The following is a 16,050-nucleotide window of genomic DNA, read 5'->3' as shown; positions in this document are numbered from 1 at the left end:
GATTGCAGCCCGTGCTAATATTCCGGAACCTGTGCCAATCTTTGCGGCATTGGTGCAACCGCCCTTATTGCTCCGTGTCTGTAACTTCACGGCCTCAACTCCCAACCCAACAATTTCACACTTCATGTTTTCAACTTCTCTTGTGCGCCGGCTGAGTCTGGCCGCCCTCGGCCTGGGCAGCCTGGCTGCTACGGTAGCCGCCGGCCCACCCACCAAAACCGGCCCCACGCCCCCCCAGAAAGGCGTCGGCATCAACATCGCCAACATCGACCCGTCGGTGAAGCCCTGCGAGGACTTCTTCCACTACGCCTCGGGCAACTGGCTCAAAAACAACCCGATTCCGGCCGCGGAGTCGCGTTGGGGCTCGTTCAACGAGCTGGCCAACAACAATAACGCCACCCTGCGCGCCATTCTGGAGCAGGCGGCCAAGAATGCTCCGAAAGCCACCAAGGGCTCGAATGCCCAGAAAGTAGGCGACTTCTACGCTTCGGCCATGGACTCTGCTGCCATTGAAAGCGCCGGCCTGAAGTACCTCAAGCCGCACCTCGACCGCATCATGGCCATCAACAGCCTGGCCGACGAGCAGAAATTCCTGGCCGACCCCAAAGCCCACGCCGGTAGCGTGTGGTTTGGCTCGGGTGTGGGGCAGGACGAAAAAATCAGCACCCAGTATGCCGTGTACCTCGGCCAGGGCGGCCTTTCGCTGCCCGACCGCGACTACTACCTAAAGGACGATGCGCGCTCGAAATCCATTCGCGCCGCCTACCAGAACTACCAGGTCAACATCTTCAAGATGCTGGGCGATGACCAGGCCACAGCCGAGAAAAACGCCGCCGCCGTTACCCGCATCGAAACCCGCTTGGCCAAGGCCAGCAAGAGCCGCGTGGACCTGCGCGACCCCTACGCCAACTACAACAAGATGACGGTGGCCGATGCCAACGCCGCCTACCCCAACCTGGCCCTGCCCATGTTGCTGAAGGACGGCGGCCTGGGCGCAGCCAAGGAAGTCATCGTGGGCCAGCCCGAATTCATGAAAGAGGTGAGCGCCGCCCTGAAGGACGAGCCGCTGGCCGACCAGAAGCAGTACCTGCGCTGGCACCTGGTGAGCAGCGCCACAGCGGCCCTGCCCAAGGCCTACGGCGACGAAGCCTTTGCCTTTAGCAAAGTGCTGAGCGGGGCCAAAAAGCAGCAGCCGCGCTGGAAGCGCATGCTGGGCTCGACGGACCGCGCCCTGGGCGAGGCTTTCGGCCAGCTCTACGTGGACAAGGCGTTTTCGCCCGCTGCCAAGGCCCGCGCCAAGCAGATGATTGAGAACCTGCGCGTGGCCTACGCCGAGCGCATTCAGGCCACCGACTGGATGAGCGCCGCCACCAAAAAGGAGGCCCTGACCAAGCTCAACGCCTTCACGGTGAAGATTGGCTACCCCGACAAGTGGAAGGACTATTCCAAGCTGAACATCAGCCGCGAGAGCTACCTGAATAACCTGTTTGCCGCTCAGGAGTGGGCCAACCAGGAGGAAATCAGCAAGTTTGGTAAGCCGATTGACCGAAACGAATGGGGCATGACCCCGCCCACGGTGAACGCCTACTACAACCCGCCGATGAACGAGATTGTGTTCCCGGCCGGCATTCTGCAGCCGCCCTTCTTCGACGCGAAGGCGGATGATGCGGTGAACTACGGCGGCATCGGCGCCGTGATTGGCCACGAGATGACCCACGGTTTCGACGACCAGGGCCGTCAGTATGACTCTAAGGGTAACCTGAAAGATTGGTGGACCAAGGAAGATGCCGAGAAATTCAACGCCAAAGCCGCTATCGTGGGCAAGCAGTTCGATGCTTTCTCGCCCCTCGATTCGGTGCACGTGAACGGCAAGCTGACGATGGGCGAGAACCTCGCCGACCTCGGCGGCCTCACCATCGCCTACCAGGCTTTTGAGAAAACTCCGCAGGCCAAAGCGCAGCAGAAAATCGACGGCTTCACGCCCGAGCAGCGCTTCTTCCTCGCCTACGGCCAGATTTGGCGCACCAACACCCGCGACGAGTACATCCGCCAGCAGGTGCAGACGGACCCGCACTCGCCGGCCATGTACCGCACCAACGGCCCGCTGATGAACATGCCGGAGTTCTACAAAGCCTTCGGCTGCCAGGACGGCAACAAGATGATGCGCCCCACGGCCGACCGCTCCAAAATCTGGTAAGCCGGCTGATTTGAGCGAAAACCTTAGAACGTCATGCTGAGCAAAGTCGAAGCATCTCTACCGCAATAGTAAAATTGATTACTTGCGCGGTAGAGATGCTTCGGCAAGCTCAGCATGACGTTCTTTTTTGTTTCTAGTTCTTTCTCTTTTCAATTAATTATGTCCAAATACTCCTTTACAGGCCGTGTTGCGCTTTCGGCAGCCATGCTGAGTTTGGCCGCCGCCGGTGCGGCGCAGGCCCAGACCAAAATCAAAACCAAGTCGAGCAGCGACGGCAAGCACAAAACCACCGTGCCGGCCAACGTGGGCCAGACGGGCACGGGCATCTCGCTGGCCAACATGGACAAGTCGGTGTCGCCCTGCGACAACTTCTTCCAGTTTGCCTCGGGTACCTGGCTGAAAAACAACCCCATCCCAGCTGCCGAAACCCGCTGGGGCGCTTTCAATGAGCTGGCCGACCACAACCAGGCCATCGAGCGCCGCATTCTGGAGAAAGCCGCTAATGACCGCATGGCCAAGCCCGGTACCAACCTCCAGAAAGTGGGCGACTTCTACGCCGCCGCCATGGATTCGATGGGCATCGAAAAAGCCGGCCTGAAGTATTTGCAGCCGCGCCTCAACCAGATTGCGGCCATCAACGACCTGCCCACCATGCAGCACTACCTAGCCGACCCGCGCTCGTTCGGGACCGGCTGGTACGGCTTCGGCGTGAGCCAGGACAGCAAGAACAGCACGCAATACGCCGTGCGCATGGGCCAAGGCGGCCTCACGCTGCCCGACCGTGACTACTACCTGAAGGATGATGCCCGCTCGAAAGCCATTCGCACCGCTTACCAGACCTATCAGGTGAACGTGTTCAAAATGCTGGGCGACGACCAGGCCACGGCCGAGAAAAACGCCGCCGCCGTTACCCGCATCGAAACCCGCCTCGCCAAAGCGTCGCGCAGCCGCGTGGCTTTGCGCGAGCGCGAGAAGAACTACAACAAGATGACCGTGGAGCAGGCCGCGGCCGACTACCCGAACCTGAACATCCCACTGGTCCTCAAGGACAGCGGGCTGAACGGCGTGAAGGAAATCATCGTGGGCCAGCCCGAATTCCTGAAAGAGGTGAGCACCATGTTTAAGGAAGAGCCGCTGGCCGACCAGAAGCAGTACCTGCGCTGGCACCTGGTGTCGGGCGTGACCTCGGCCCTGCCGAAGGCTTACGGTGACGAGAGCTTCCATTTCTCGCAGGTGCTGAGCGGCGCCAAGCAGCAGCAGCCCCGCTGGAAGCGTGCCCTGCGTGCTACCGATGGCGCATTGGGCGAGGCTTTCGGCCAGCTTTATGTGGATGAGGCCTTCAGCCCCGCCGCCAAGGCCCGCGCCAAGGTGATGGTGGAAAACCTGCGCACCGCCTACGCCGAGCGTATTCAGGCCACCGAGTGGATGAGCGCCGAAACCAAAGCTGAGGCACTAAAAAAGCTCAACGCTTTCGCCGTAAAAATCGGCTACCCGGATAAGTGGAAGGACTATTCAGCCCTGAAAATCTCGCGTGAAAGCGCGCTGAACAACCTGTTTGCCACGGCCGAATGGGCTTCGAAAGACAACCTGAGCAAGTTTGGCAAGCCGATTGACCGCGGTGAGTGGGGCATGACCCCGCCCACGGTGAATGCCTACTACAATTCGAGCATGAATGAAATCGTGTTCCCGGCCGGCATTTTGCAACCCCCGTTCTACGACCCCAAGGCCGATGACGCGGTGAACTACGGCGGCATCGGCGCGGTGATTGGCCACGAGATGACCCACGGTTTTGACGACCAGGGCCGCAAGTCGGACGCCAGCGGCAACCTGCGCGACTGGTGGACCAAGGAAGACGGCGAGAAATTCATGGCCAAAGCGGCCGTGGTGGGCAAGCAGTTCGATGCTTTCTCGCCGATGGACTCGGTGCACGTAAACGGCAACCTGACGATGGGCGAAAACCTGGCCGACCTCGGCGGCCTCACCATCGCGCACCAGGCCTTCCAGAAAACGGCGCAGGCCAAGGCCGGCAAGTCGATTGATGGCTTCACGCCCGAGCAGCGCTTCTTCCTGGGCTACGCCCAAATCTGGCGCTCAAACCAGCGCCCGGAGGCTATGCGCCAGCAGATTCAGACCGACCCGCACTCGCCCGGCCAGTACCGCACCAACGGCCCGTTGCAGAACATGCCGGAGTTCCACCAGGCTTTTGGCTGCAAGGACGGCGACAAGATGGTGCGCTCTGCTGCCGACCGCGCCAAAATCTGGTAAGCTGATAAACGCCTCCTGAGAGGTTGAAAAGGAAGAATAAGGGGGTTGGCACTATTGCTACTCCTTTATTCTTCCTTTTTGTTTTGGCCATTTTCTATTGATATCACATAATTGTCTACCTTGCCCGCATTAATGGTTTTGTCCCTTTTTTTCAATTTATGAAACAATTATACTTTGTGCGGTGCGCGACTATGTCGGCGACCATGCTTGGGCTGTTGGCTGGCACGGCCCAGGCCCAAACCAAGATTAAAACCAAGTCCAGCGGTGCGGGCAAGGCAAAAACCACGGTGGCGGTGCCCACCAGTGGCACGGGCCTGTCGTTGGCGAACCTGGACAAGTCGGTGTCGCCGTGCGACAACTTCTACCAGTACACCTCCGGCTCCTGGCTGAAAAACAATCCCATTCCGGCGGCTGAAACCAGCTGGGGCTCGTTTAACACGCTGGCCGATAACAACCGCACCATTCTGCGCCGCATCCTGAACCAGGCCGCCGCCAACCGCACGGCCAAGCCGGGCTCGAACGCCCAGAAAGTGGGCGACTTCTACGGCGCGGCTATGGACACGGTGGCCATTGAAGCTGCGGGCCTGAAGTACCTGCAGCCGCACCTGGCCAAGATTGAGGCCGTGACCGACCTGGCGGGCATGCAGCAATTGCTCAACGACCCCAAATCCCACGTGGGGAATTCCTGGTACGGCTTCGGGGTGCTACAGGACCTCAAGCAGAACGACGTGTACATGGCCTTCTTCAACCAGGCGGGCCTGGGGCTGCCCGACCGCGACTATTACGTGAAGGACGATGCCCGCTCGAAAGGCATCCGGACGGCGTACCAGGCGTACCTGACGAATACATTTAAGCTGCTGGGCGACGCCCCAGCTACTGCCGAAAAGAATGCGGCCACTGTGCTGCGCATCGAAACCCGTCTGGCGCAGGCCAGCCGCACCCGCGTGGCCATGCGCGACATTCCGGCCATGTACAACAAGCGCACCCTCGCGCAGCTCGCCCAGGACTACCCCAACATCAACTTCCCGCTCATCCTGAAAATCAACGGCCTGACTGCTGCCAAAGACCTGGTGGTGGCGCAGCCCGAGTTTGCCAAGGAAGTGAACACCATGCTGGTGGCCGAGCCGCTGGCCGACCAGAAAACCTACCTGCGCTGGCACCTGGTCACGTCGGCCACGCCGGCGCTGCCCAAAGCGTATGTTGATGAAGCCTTCCGGTTTTCGCAGGTGTTGAGCGGGGCCAAGCAGCAGCAGCCCCGCTGGAAGCGTGCCCAGGCCGCCACCGACGGTGCCTTGGGCGAAGCTTTCGGCCAGCTCTACGTGGACGAAGCCTTCTCGCCCGAGGCCAAAGCCCGCGCCAAGGTGATGGTGGAAAACCTGCGGGCCGCCTACGCCGAGCGCATTCAGGCCACCGACTGGATGAGTGCCACCACCAAAGCCGCCGCCCTCAAAAAGCTCAATGCCTTTACGGTGAAAATCGGCTATCCCGATAAGTGGAAGGACTACTCCAAGCTGAACGTGAGCCGCGAGAGCTACCTGAACAATCTGTTTGCCGCCCAGGAATTTGCCGGGCAGGAAAACCTGAACAAGTACGGCAAGCCCGTGGACCGTACCGAGTGGACCATGACACCGCCCACGGTGAATGCCTACTACAACGCGCTGGTGAACGAGATTGTGTTTCCGGCCGGCATCCTGCAGCCCCCGTTCTACGACCCCAAAGCGGATGACGCGGTGAACTACGGCGGCATCGGGGCCGTGATTGGCCACGAAATGACCCACGGCTTCGATGACCAGGGCCGGAGGTTTGATGCCCAGGGCAATATGAAGGACTGGTGGACCAAGGAGGACGCCGACAAGTTCAACACCAAAGCCGCGGTGGTGAGCAAGCAGTTCGATGCCTTCACGCCGCTCGACTCGGTGCATGTGAACGGCGCGCTGACCATGGGCGAAAACCTCGCCGACCTCGGCGGCCTCACCATCGCCTACCAGGCCTTCCTGAAAACCCCGCAGGCCAAAGCCGGCAAGAGCATCGACGGCTTCACGCCCCAGCAGCGCTTCTTCCTGGGCTACGCCCAAATCTGGCGTACCAACATGCGCCCGGAAGCCATGCGGATGCGCGTCCAGACGGACCCGCACTCGCCCGGCCAGTTTCGCGCCAACGGCCCGCTACAAAACCTGCCGGAGTTTCACCAGGCCTTTGGCTGCAAGGACGGCGACAAGATGGTGCGCTCGGCGGAGGCCCGCGCCAAAATTTGGTAAGCTGTTTGCATAAGGTTTGTTGAATCACGCACGGAAAACTGTTTCCGCGCCAGATACGAAAAGGTCCGCTCCCCCTGGGGGCGGGCCTTTTTAATTGCTTTAGCTGGAGCCGCGGGTGTAGCCGCCGGCGGGGACCCCTGCTGCCCTCCTGGAAATCCAAACTCGGTGGCAGGGACCCCTGCTATCGAGTTGGAACTCCAAACTGCCCGGCAGGGACCCCTGCTGCCGAGTTGGAACTCCAAACTGCCCAGCGGGGACCCCTGCTGCCGAGTTGGAATTCCAAACCGCCCGGCGGGGACCCCCGCCGGGCTACTTCACCACTTCCACCTTCATGGTGATGTCCTTCACGGGCCACTTATCAGACTCCACGGGCTCGTTGGAAATCTTGTCGACCACATCCTGGCCTTCAATTACTTCGCCGAACACCGTGTACTGGCCATCGAGCGAGGGCACGCCGCCCACGGTGGCGTAGGCCTTGATTTGGGCGGGCGTGAGCTTGCGGCCGGCCATGGCCTGCGATTGGAACGGAGCCATTTTTTCGCCCACCACGAAGTAAAAATCGGTGTTGGAGGACAGGCGACCGGGGTTCTGTTCGTCGTCGTAGCGGGCCATGCCGAGGGCCCCTTTGTGGTGGAAGTGCTCGGGGCGGATTTCGGGGGGCAGGCGGTAGCGCTTCAGCCGGATGGTGCGGGCGTTGTAGGTCTGGCCGCCCTGCACGGCGAAGTTTTTCACCACACGGTTGAACATGGTTTCGTCGAACACACCCTTGCGGGCCAGCAGCAGGAAATTGGCCTTGTGAATGGGCGTGTCGTCGTAGAGCCGCACCCGGATGTTGCCCAGCCGCGTTTTCACCAATACCTCGGAGCCGGGGTATTGCTTACCGTAGGCCAGCAGGGCAGCCGGCGCGGCGCTGTCGGTGAGGGTGGCCAGGTCGGGGCCGGGCACCACGGGTTTGGTGGCGGTGGGGGCGGTGGCCGGCGGGGCCTGGTTGCAGGCGGCCAGCAGGCCCAGGCCGAGCAGCAGTCGGCAGGCAGAAGAAACGGATATACGCATAGCGGTGGGGCCGAAAAGTGGCCCAAGGTAAGACGGCCAGCCGGCCCCGCCGGTTGGGTTCAGGCCCAAAAAAAGCCCGCGCTGCGGGGCGCGGGCTTTTAAAGCGGAGCTAATTCCAGGCGGGGCTTACCACGCCGGGGCGCTGGTTTTCTGCTTGGTTTTCTCGCTGCCGGCCTTGGTTTTTACCTTCACTTTCACCTTTTCCACGGGTGCGGCGGGGGGAGGCGTAGCAGCGGCGGCTGGGGCGGCTGTAACCGGGGCCGGGGCCGCTTCGGCTTCGGCGGGCGGCTCGGCCATGTCTTTGGCCGATTTGATTTCGTCCACGGTTTCCACCTTTTTCGCCTTTTGCTGGGCCAGCAGGAGCTGGTCCTGGGCCAGGGTGTTCTTTTTCCAGGCCGAAACTTCGGTGTTCAGCTTCTCCTTTTCCTCCTTGGTGGGCTTGCTGGGCGTCATCATGCCGCCGAGGTCGGGCTTGCCCGCATCCTGCCAGGCCGAGAGCCAGAGCGACGACACCAGGTTGGGCGCGCCTTTAAGGCGGTAGTCGACCATGCCGCCCACGGCCTTCTCGTACTCGGCCGCGAAGGCATCGGAGTAGCGGCGCGAGGTTTTGCCGTACTTGTGCGAGAACGTGTAGCGCACCTCGGGCTTCATCACCTTCTCAATCTTGCTGGCCCGGTCAAAGGTTTCGCCCAGGAAGCCGTAGCTCTGCGCCAGCACGCCCCACACGGCGGCCAGCGGGTCTTTCACGTACTTGGCGGGCTCGCCGTCCAGCTTGTAGTCGTTGATATATTTCTCGGGCAGCTGGCTTTCCCAGAGGCTGTGCAGGCCCTTCTGGTCGGTGAGCTGGCCGTCGTAATTCACGGTGGTGTGCAGCGGCACGAAGGCATCGCCCACGTAGTGGCTCAGCTCGGCCGAATACTTCACGATGTTCAGCGTGTCGCGCTGGCGGAAGGCCTCGGTCAGGTTGTCCTTCATCTCCATAATCACCCACGGCACGGTGCCGTACTTCTTGAGCGTATCGGCCGAGAACTTGGCCACGGCCTCGTCGTACTGGCGCGGCATCTTTCCGAAAGGGTCGTTTTCGGAGTAATGGTCCATGTCGATGTAATGCTTGGGGGCCTCGGTGGGGTCGTCGTTGCGGCGCTCATCGGGGGCCGTGCTCAGGCGCACCACCTCAGCCATGTGGCGGAAATAGAAGGCCTGCATGGTGGCCGGCAGCTCGTATACGGCAATCTGGGTGATGGTGCGGTGGCCGAAGAACCCCCAGCCGCTCGCGGTGCCGTGGGCCAGAATGAGGGCCGCAAGCAGCAGCGGCAACAACGTTTTTTTCATGAATGCGGAATGATTACGGGGCCAGGGATAGTTCCCCTGGCCAAAGTTCGGCAATGGCCGCCACATTCAGAAACCCCGGCTGTAGCCGCGCCATGGGGGCGGGGCGGCCCGTACCTTCACGGCTCAAATAGCTGATATGAATCTTCCGCGTCGCTTGTTACTAGGGGTATTGAGTTTGCTGGCCGGCCCGGTCGCTGCCCAGACCTTTACCATTCCGCCCGGGGCCTACCGCACGGGCGCGGCCTACCACCGCAAGCAGCCCCAGCCCGCCGGCTTGGATGCCTTTTACCCCGACAAGCGCGGCCAGCTAGTAGTAGTGGTGCCGCGCGGCACCAAAACCGCCAAGCTGCGCGTAGCCCCCGACAGCGTGTGGGGCTACGTGTCGGAGAAAGGCCGCACCTCACGCCTGTTTCGCAACGAGGAGTACCGGCTCGAATACGCCGATACGCTGTGCGTGTACTCCCAGAATTCCACCAACGTAAACGGCGCGCTGGGCGGCACCAACGGCACCGGCACCCGCTATTTCTTCAGCCGGGGCCTCACGGGGCTTATTTTTCCGCTCACGCCCCGCTACCTGCGCGAAGCCTATGCGGCCAGCAGCCCGGGGTTTGCCGCCGCCGTGGGCCAGCTGCGCGTCGACAAAAGCCTAGTCGACTTTGACCGCAAAACCGGCTTGTTTCGCGTTACCACGCTCTACCGCGAGATGGCCGGGAAGTAAGCTAATAGTGAAGTAGGGTGCGGGGCTTGCCCCCGCCCGTCGTTCAACGACGGGCGGGGGCAAGCCCCGCACCCTACATTTCATAGCTACTCCTGCCGGTAGGCCACGCCCGCTTTCATCACAAATTTTGGCCGCATCAGGGCCGAAATATCCTGGAGTGGGTCACCGTCCAGCGCCACGATGTCGGCCAGCTTGCCGGCTTCGATGGCTCCCAAATCGGTGGTTTCGCCCAGTAGCTCGGCGGCGTTGAGGGTGGCCGTGCGGATGGCGTCGAGTGGCGACATCCCGGCCTCGGTCATGTAGCCGAATTCCCGGGCGTTCTGGCCGTGGCGGTACACGCCCGCATCGGTGCCAAACGCTACCCGCACGCCCGCTTTGGTGGCGCGGGTGAAAGTGCCCTGCATTTTGGTGCCTACATCGAGGGCTTTGCGGGCGATGACGGGCGGAAAGTAGCCGGGTCGCAGCCGCGCGGTATCGGCCACCGACTTGCCGGCGATGAGCGTGGGCACGTACCAGGTGCGGCTTTTGGCCATGAGCCGGATGGCCTCGTCGTCCATCAGCGAGCCGTGGTCGATGCTGGTCACGCCGGCCCGCACGGCCCGCTTGATGCCCTCGGCCCCGTGGGCGTGGCAGGCCACGCGCATGCCGAGGTCCTTCGCGGTTTCCACCACGGCACGGATTTCTTCCTCGGTGTACTGCGCGCCGGTGCCGTCTTTGCTCAGGTCGAGCACGCCGCCGGTGCTGGCTATTTTGATGAGGTCGGCCCCGCGCTTGAACTGTTCGCGCACGGCCTGCCGGCACTGGTCGGGGCCGTTGGCGAGGTAGATGGGGTGGCCGGCCTTAGTGAGCTGGTCTTCGTTCAGCCCGTCGCTCTCGTCCATGTGCCCGCCGGTGGCCGAAATGGCCATGCCCGCCGAGAAGATGCGCGGGCCCGGCACCAGGCCCTGAGCCACGGCATTGCGCAGGCTGGTGTTCACGCCCGAGCCGCCGCAGTCGCGCACCGTGGTGAAGCCCGCCCGCAGCGTGGTGAGGGCGTAGCCTTGGGCGCGGTAAGCCACATCGGCGGGGTTAAGGGTGAACTGCTCACGGAAATTATTGCGGCTCGACTGGGATTCGAGGTGCACGTGGCAGTCGATGAGGCCAGGCAGCACGGTGCGGTTTTCGAGGTTGATGACTTGGTCCTGGGGGCCGCTGGCGGCGGTATAGCCGGATTGCACGGCCGTAATCCGGTCGCGCTCAACCACGATGGTTTGCTGGGCCAGCAGCTTGCCGCTGCGCACATCCAGCAGATGCCCGCAGTGCAGGTAGGTTTTCTGGGCGAAGGCGGTGGGGCCGGCCAGCAGAAACATGGCCGTGGCTAAAGCGGGAATAGATTTGCGCGTCATACGTTTGTGTGAATGAGCCGCCAAGGTAAGCGGCGCATCCCGGTTAAACCCACTGCATTTCTCCCTTTTATGACCACCACGCAAGAAGAATTCGACGCCGCCAGCCAGCGCGCCCAGCAGCTGCCCAGCAAGCCCTCCAACATGATTCTGCTCCAGCTCTACGCCCTCTACAAGCAGGCCACCGAAGGCGATGTAACCGGCGACCGCCCCGGCGGCTTCGACTTCAAAGCCATTGCCAAGTTCGATGCCTGGAACAGCCTGAAAGGCACCAGCCAGGAAGCCGCCCGCCAGCAGTACGTGGAGCTGGTGAGCGAGCTGGCAGGGTAGGGACTAAGACTGCCCAAATCAAAAGAACGTCATGCTGAGCGCAGCCGAAGCCTCTCTACCGCGCAACTAATCCAATCAAAAGGGTTACTCCTGCGGTAGAGAGGCTTCGGCTGCGCTCAGCATGACGTTCTGGTTTTCCCTCTACTACCAACCTGCCCCCCATGGACATCTCCCGCAAAAAGCCGCCGTACCCCATCACGCCGGCCCTGCGCCAGTACCTGCGCGCCTACGACCGCGAAACCCAGCTGCCCGTGACGTATGCCGACTTGCGGCAGTTCACGGGCTCGTTTCCGCTGCTGGACCGGGCGAGCAAGGACACGCTCTGGCAAACTGTATTCTTCGAGCCGCAGACCTTGCGCGAGCTGGGACAGGGCCTGACGGAGGTGTACGCGCTGCTGAAAACGGCCGGCGACCTGTCGTTCTCCCAGCACCTCGTGGCCGACCGGATTGACTACTGCGAGTTTGGCAACTCGCGGCCGTTTCGGGTGCGCATCGTGAACCAGCTCAACGACAACTACGACTACTTTTATGTGAAGCAGGCTGATGCTTCGCGCCTGTATGGGCTGGAACTGGAGCACCTGCTCTCGCCCAACTCGATGAACTTCCTGGTGAGCGGCGACACGCTGATTGAGGAACACATTGTGGGCATTCCGGGCGATGATTTTATTCGAAAACACCTGAGTTTGCCCCACCTCAACCAGGTGCGGCTGGCCAAGGAGTTTGTGAAGTTTAACGAGCGCTGCTTCGTGCGGCTGCTGGGCGATATGCGGGCCTACAACTACGTCATTGCCGTGACGCCCGACTTCGAGAACGAGCAGTACCGGGTGAAGGCCATCGACTTTGACCAGCAGAGCTACGAGGGCCGCCGCAGCATGTACCTGCCCCAGTTTTTCAAAGATAATGCCGCCGTGGTGGCCATGTGCGCCCGCCACCTCAAGCCCGAGGCCATCCGGCAGTACCAGACCGAGGAGCGTGCCCTGATGGCCCGCCGCGCCCGCGCCGAGCGCCACCGCCTGCGCGACCTGCTGGAGGCCATGCGCCGCCACGAGCTGGCCCCGCCCGAAAAAGTGGCCCAGCTTAAGGCCGAACTCAACCGCTACCACCACACCGACGCTTTCGACCCTTGCGACTCGATGGGCGACATCGTGCGCCAGAACCTGTGGCTGATGCTGGGCGGTAGCGTGCGGCCGGGCGTGGGGTAGGAGCGTTTGCTTTAAGCAATTGACCTCAATAAACTGCCATGAACCTGCCTCCTTACCCCGTTTTCCCGGTGCTGGCCTCGGCCACCGTGCGGCTGCGTCAGGTGGTGCCAGCGGATAGTAGCAGCCTGCTCGAAATCTCTTTCTACAATGCCCGGCCGGCTCAAAACGCGCCGGAAGCGGCCGAAATGCAGGAAAAGATAAACGCCGACTACCGCAACGGCTCCTCCATTCACTGGGCCATTGTGAGCGTCGCGACCAATGAAGTGGTGGGCACGCTGGGCTTTTACCGGGGCTTTGCGGACGGGACCGGGGAACTGGGCTGCGTGCTGAAACCCGCCTTCCGGGGCCGGGGCCTGATGGCCGAGGCCATGCGGCTGGCCATCGAATTCGGCCGGCGCGACATGCAGCTGGCCCGCATCACCACCATCACCACCCGGCCGAACGGCCCGGCCATCCGCCTGCTCGAAAGGCTTGGCTTCCGCAAGTCAGCCGACTTACCGGACGATGAGCTGTGCTACCGCTTGCAGCCACAGCACTAAGTGCACCGGCCGGCACGGTGCTGCTCCACTGGGTGGTGTATCTTCCCCGTTTACTTTAACTCCTTTCCATTTCTCGCTACCGATGAAGAAAAATCTACTGCCCGCGCTGCTTTCGCTTCTCCTGTTACTAAACTTGTGCGGTCCGGCCCGCGCGGCTACCCCGCCGCTCGCTCCCGGCCGCCCCCTGGCCGAAGCCCTCAACCCCGACGGGACATTAAAAGCTGGAGCCAATGGCTCGTTTGATGCCCGCGCCTTTCGGATGCAGACCGCGCCGGACGGACGGCCGGTGTTCCGGCCAGCCGGCGTGGCCGGGACGGGCGATGAGCGGTGGCAGAACGGGTTTGGGTTGCCGAATGGAGCCGATAGTCAAGTACAGGTGGTGGTACGGGCTGGCAACAACATTTACATCGGCGGTGCTTTCACGGTAGTTGGCACCATATCGGCCAACCGGGTAGCTAAGTGGGATGGCACTTCCTGGAGTGCTCTGGGCGCTGGTATTCCTGGCAACGGGGTATTTGATATCTATGTGCACGCGCTGGCGGTGGCGAGTAATGGCGATGTATTCGTGGCCGGACGGTTTTCGCAGGCGGGCGGGGTAGCGGCTAACCATGTGGCCAGGTGGAATGGCACGGCTTGGAGCAGCCTGGGCACCGGGACGGCCAACGGGGTGAGTGCTGGCAGCGGCTATGAAGTGAGCGCGCTGGCTATAGCTGACAATGGGAATGTGTACGCGGGCGGCAACTTCGCCCAAGCCGGCGGCGTGGCAGCCGCAAACGTGGCCTGTTGGAACGGCACTGCCTGGAGCGCATTAGGACTGGGTATCCCCAACGGGGCCGCCAGCTATGTGCTGGCCCTGGCCGTAGCGGCCAACGGAGATGTCTATGCGGGCGGTCAGTTCATGCTGGCCGGAGGCGCATCTGCCAATAATGTGGCCAAATGGAATGGCACAACGTGGAGCTTGCTGGCTTCAGGAGGGACCAATGGCACAAATAGCGCCGTTGGCTCTTTGGCTGTGGCTGGCAACGGGGACCTGTATGCGGGCGGAATTTTCAGCCAAGCCGGTGGTGTTTCGGTCAACAGAATAGCCCGCTGGAACGGTACTGTTTGGAGCCCCCTGGGCACGGGTGGTGTCAATGGTGCCAACGCCACAGTGGGGGCACTGGTGGTGGCCAGCACCGGCGACTTGTACGTGAGCAGCAGCTTCACGCCGGCTGGCGGCGTTTCGGCCAACCAAGTGGCCCGTTGGAACGGCACGGCGTGGAGCGCGGTGGGAAGCAGCTTTGCGGATGGGTATGTTGCGGGCTTAGCCGTTGATGCTGCCGGCGAAGTATTTGTGGGGGGTAATTTCACGCTGGCCGGAGGCACTTCCGCCAATCGGCTCGCTCGCTGGAATGGCTCGGCGTGGAGCCCCTGGGCGCTTGGCAGCGGCATTGCCAATGGGATAAACGGCTCGGTGTATGCCCTGGCCGTGGCCGCAAATGGCGATGTCTACGCGGGAGGAAAATTCACGCAGGCCGGCGGCGTGTCGGCAAACAACATAGCCCGCTGGAATGGCACGGCCTGGGCGGCGCTGGGCACCGGCACTTCAACGGGCATCTATCCGAGCTGGGTGAATGCGCTGGCCGTGGCTGCCAATGGGGATGTGTACGTCGGCGGCAACTTCACCCAAGCCGGCAGCACTCCGGCCAACAACGTAGCACGCTGGAGTAACGGAACCTGGAATTCTTTGGGTTCCGGCCCTGCCAACGGGGTCAATAGCTACGTTTATGCGCTGGCCATTGCCAGCAACGGCGGCGTATACGCGGGTGGTGGCTTCACGCAGGCCGGTGGAGCCAGCGCCAACCGTGTAGCTTGCTGGAATGGTACCGGCTGGAACAGCTTGGGAACCGGGCTGGACAGCTACGTATCGGCACTGGCCCTCGCTGCCAACGGAGACGTATATGCCGGCGGGGATTTTACCCACGCCGGTAGCATCACAACCCGTTACATAGCCCGCTGGAACGGTACTGGTTGGAGTGCCTTAGGCACGGGTACAGGCGTAACCAATGGCGTTGGGGCCAGCGTGTTTAGTATGGCCATAGCGGCGACTGGCGACTTGTATGTGGGCGGAACGTTAAGCAACGCTGGTAGCATTTCAGCCAACAGCGTAGCCCGCTGGAACGGTAGCAATTGGAGTATTTTAGGTACGGGAGCCGCAAATGGGGTGGGCAGTCCCGTCTTAAGCCTAGTCGTGACAGGCATAGGGGAGGTATATGTTGGCGGTACTCAATTCAGCCAAGCCGGTGGCGTACCTGCCAGCCGGGTAGCCAAATGGAACGGTGCCACGTGGAGCGGTTTGGGAACCGGCACCAACGATGTTGTATGGGCGCTGGCTCTTGGTGCCAATGGCAAACTCTATGCGGGTGGAGATTTTACGACTACTGGCGACGGTAGCAAACACCTGGCCCACGTCGGCATCTACGACTCCAATGCCCTACTAGCCACCAAAGCAGCCACCGCGACGCCGGCCGCGCAGCTCTTCCCCAACCCGGCCCACGGCACGGCCACGCTGCGCTTGCCCGCCGGCGCGGCGCGCCAGCCCCTGCTGCTCATCGATGCGCTGGGCCGCGCCGTGCGCCGCTACCCCGCCCCGGCCGCTTCGGATGTTGAACTGGACCTGCGCGGCCTGCCCGCCGGTACCTACGTGGTGCGTTGCGGTCAGTTCTCCCAGCGCCTGGTGGTGGAGTAAAGCCTGATTCGTCTAAAGCTAAAAAAGCCCGCTGGCCAAATGGTCA

11 protein-coding genes are annotated in these 16,050 nt (G+C 62.2%); 8 read left to right on the top strand and 3 right to left on the bottom strand.

The window, feature by feature from the left end; all coding sequences use genetic code 11:
* Positions 1–124: 124 nt before the first annotated feature.
* The 3 genes from ACYU70_RS08055 (at position 125) to ACYU70_RS08045 (ending at position 6,720) form a co-directional block, all read left to right on the top strand.
* Positions 125–2,197 carry a M13 family metallopeptidase gene (locus tag ACYU70_RS08055; RefSeq protein WP_342295482.1) on the top strand — a complete coding sequence of 691 codons (2,073 nt, stop codon included), beginning with the start codon at positions 125–127 and terminating at the stop codon, positions 2,195–2,197.
* A gap of 159 nt (positions 2,198–2,356) precedes the next feature.
* Positions 2,357–4,462: a M13 family metallopeptidase gene (locus tag ACYU70_RS08050; RefSeq protein ID WP_342295481.1), complete on the top strand. Its 2,106-nt coding sequence runs from the start codon at positions 2,357–2,359 to the stop codon at positions 4,460–4,462.
* A gap of 158 nt (positions 4,463–4,620) precedes the next feature.
* Entirely contained in the window at positions 4,621–6,720 is a 2,100-nt protein-coding gene (locus tag ACYU70_RS08045; RefSeq protein WP_342295480.1) for a M13 family metallopeptidase, read from the top strand.
* A gap of 309 nt (positions 6,721–7,029) precedes the next feature.
* Here the strand turns inward: ACYU70_RS08045 and ACYU70_RS08040 are convergent, their stop codons facing one another.
* Both ACYU70_RS08040 and ACYU70_RS08035 read right to left on the bottom strand, forming a co-directional pair.
* A complete protein-coding gene (locus tag ACYU70_RS08040) occupies positions 7,030–7,773 on the bottom strand; it encodes a peptidylprolyl isomerase (protein ID WP_342295479.1) in 744 nt (247 codons plus the stop codon).
* A gap of 126 nt (positions 7,774–7,899) precedes the next feature.
* On the bottom strand, positions 7,900–9,105 hold the full coding sequence (locus ACYU70_RS08035; RefSeq protein ID WP_342295478.1) for a zinc dependent phospholipase C family protein: 1,206 nt from the start codon (positions 9,103–9,105) through the stop codon (positions 7,900–7,902).
* Between the two features lie 136 nt (positions 9,106–9,241).
* On the opposite strand from ACYU70_RS08035, the gene ACYU70_RS08030 reads away from it, so the two are divergent.
* Positions 9,242–9,823, top strand: a complete 582-nt coding sequence (locus ACYU70_RS08030; protein ID WP_342295477.1) for a hypothetical protein — start codon at positions 9,242–9,244, stop codon at positions 9,821–9,823.
* An 86-nt stretch (positions 9,824–9,909) separates the two neighbouring features.
* Here ACYU70_RS08030 and ACYU70_RS08025 read toward each other — a convergent pair whose 3' ends face one another.
* Positions 9,910–11,208, bottom strand: a complete 1,299-nt coding sequence (locus tag ACYU70_RS08025) for a metal-dependent hydrolase family protein (protein ID WP_342295476.1) — start codon at positions 11,206–11,208, stop codon at positions 9,910–9,912.
* 69 nt (positions 11,209–11,277) lie between these two features.
* Between ACYU70_RS08025 and ACYU70_RS08020 the strand changes: the two genes are divergently transcribed.
* From ACYU70_RS08020 to ACYU70_RS08005, 4 genes are all read left to right on the top strand, one after another.
* Complete coding sequence (locus ACYU70_RS08020; RefSeq protein ID WP_342295475.1) at positions 11,278–11,535, top strand: acyl-CoA-binding protein; 258 nt, start codon at positions 11,278–11,280, stop codon at positions 11,533–11,535.
* Between the two features lie 161 nt (positions 11,536–11,696).
* Positions 11,697–12,737 (top strand): hypothetical protein, encoded by a 1,041-nt coding sequence (locus tag ACYU70_RS08015; protein WP_342295474.1) that lies wholly within the window; start codon positions 11,697–11,699, stop codon positions 12,735–12,737.
* Positions 12,738–12,775: 38 nt separating this feature from the next.
* Positions 12,776–13,276, top strand: a complete 501-nt coding sequence (locus ACYU70_RS08010) for a GNAT family N-acetyltransferase (protein WP_342295473.1) — start codon at positions 12,776–12,778, stop codon at positions 13,274–13,276.
* Positions 13,277–13,358: 82 nt separating this feature from the next.
* Positions 13,359–16,004 (top strand): hypothetical protein, encoded by a 2,646-nt coding sequence (locus tag ACYU70_RS08005; protein ID WP_342295472.1) that lies wholly within the window; start codon positions 13,359–13,361, stop codon positions 16,002–16,004.
* Positions 16,005–16,050: the final 46 nt, after the last annotated feature.

Source organism: Hymenobacter segetis, from assembly GCF_054776495.1.
The sequence above is the reverse complement of the archived record's forward strand: the minus strand, read 5'-3'. Positions and strand labels throughout refer to the sequence as shown.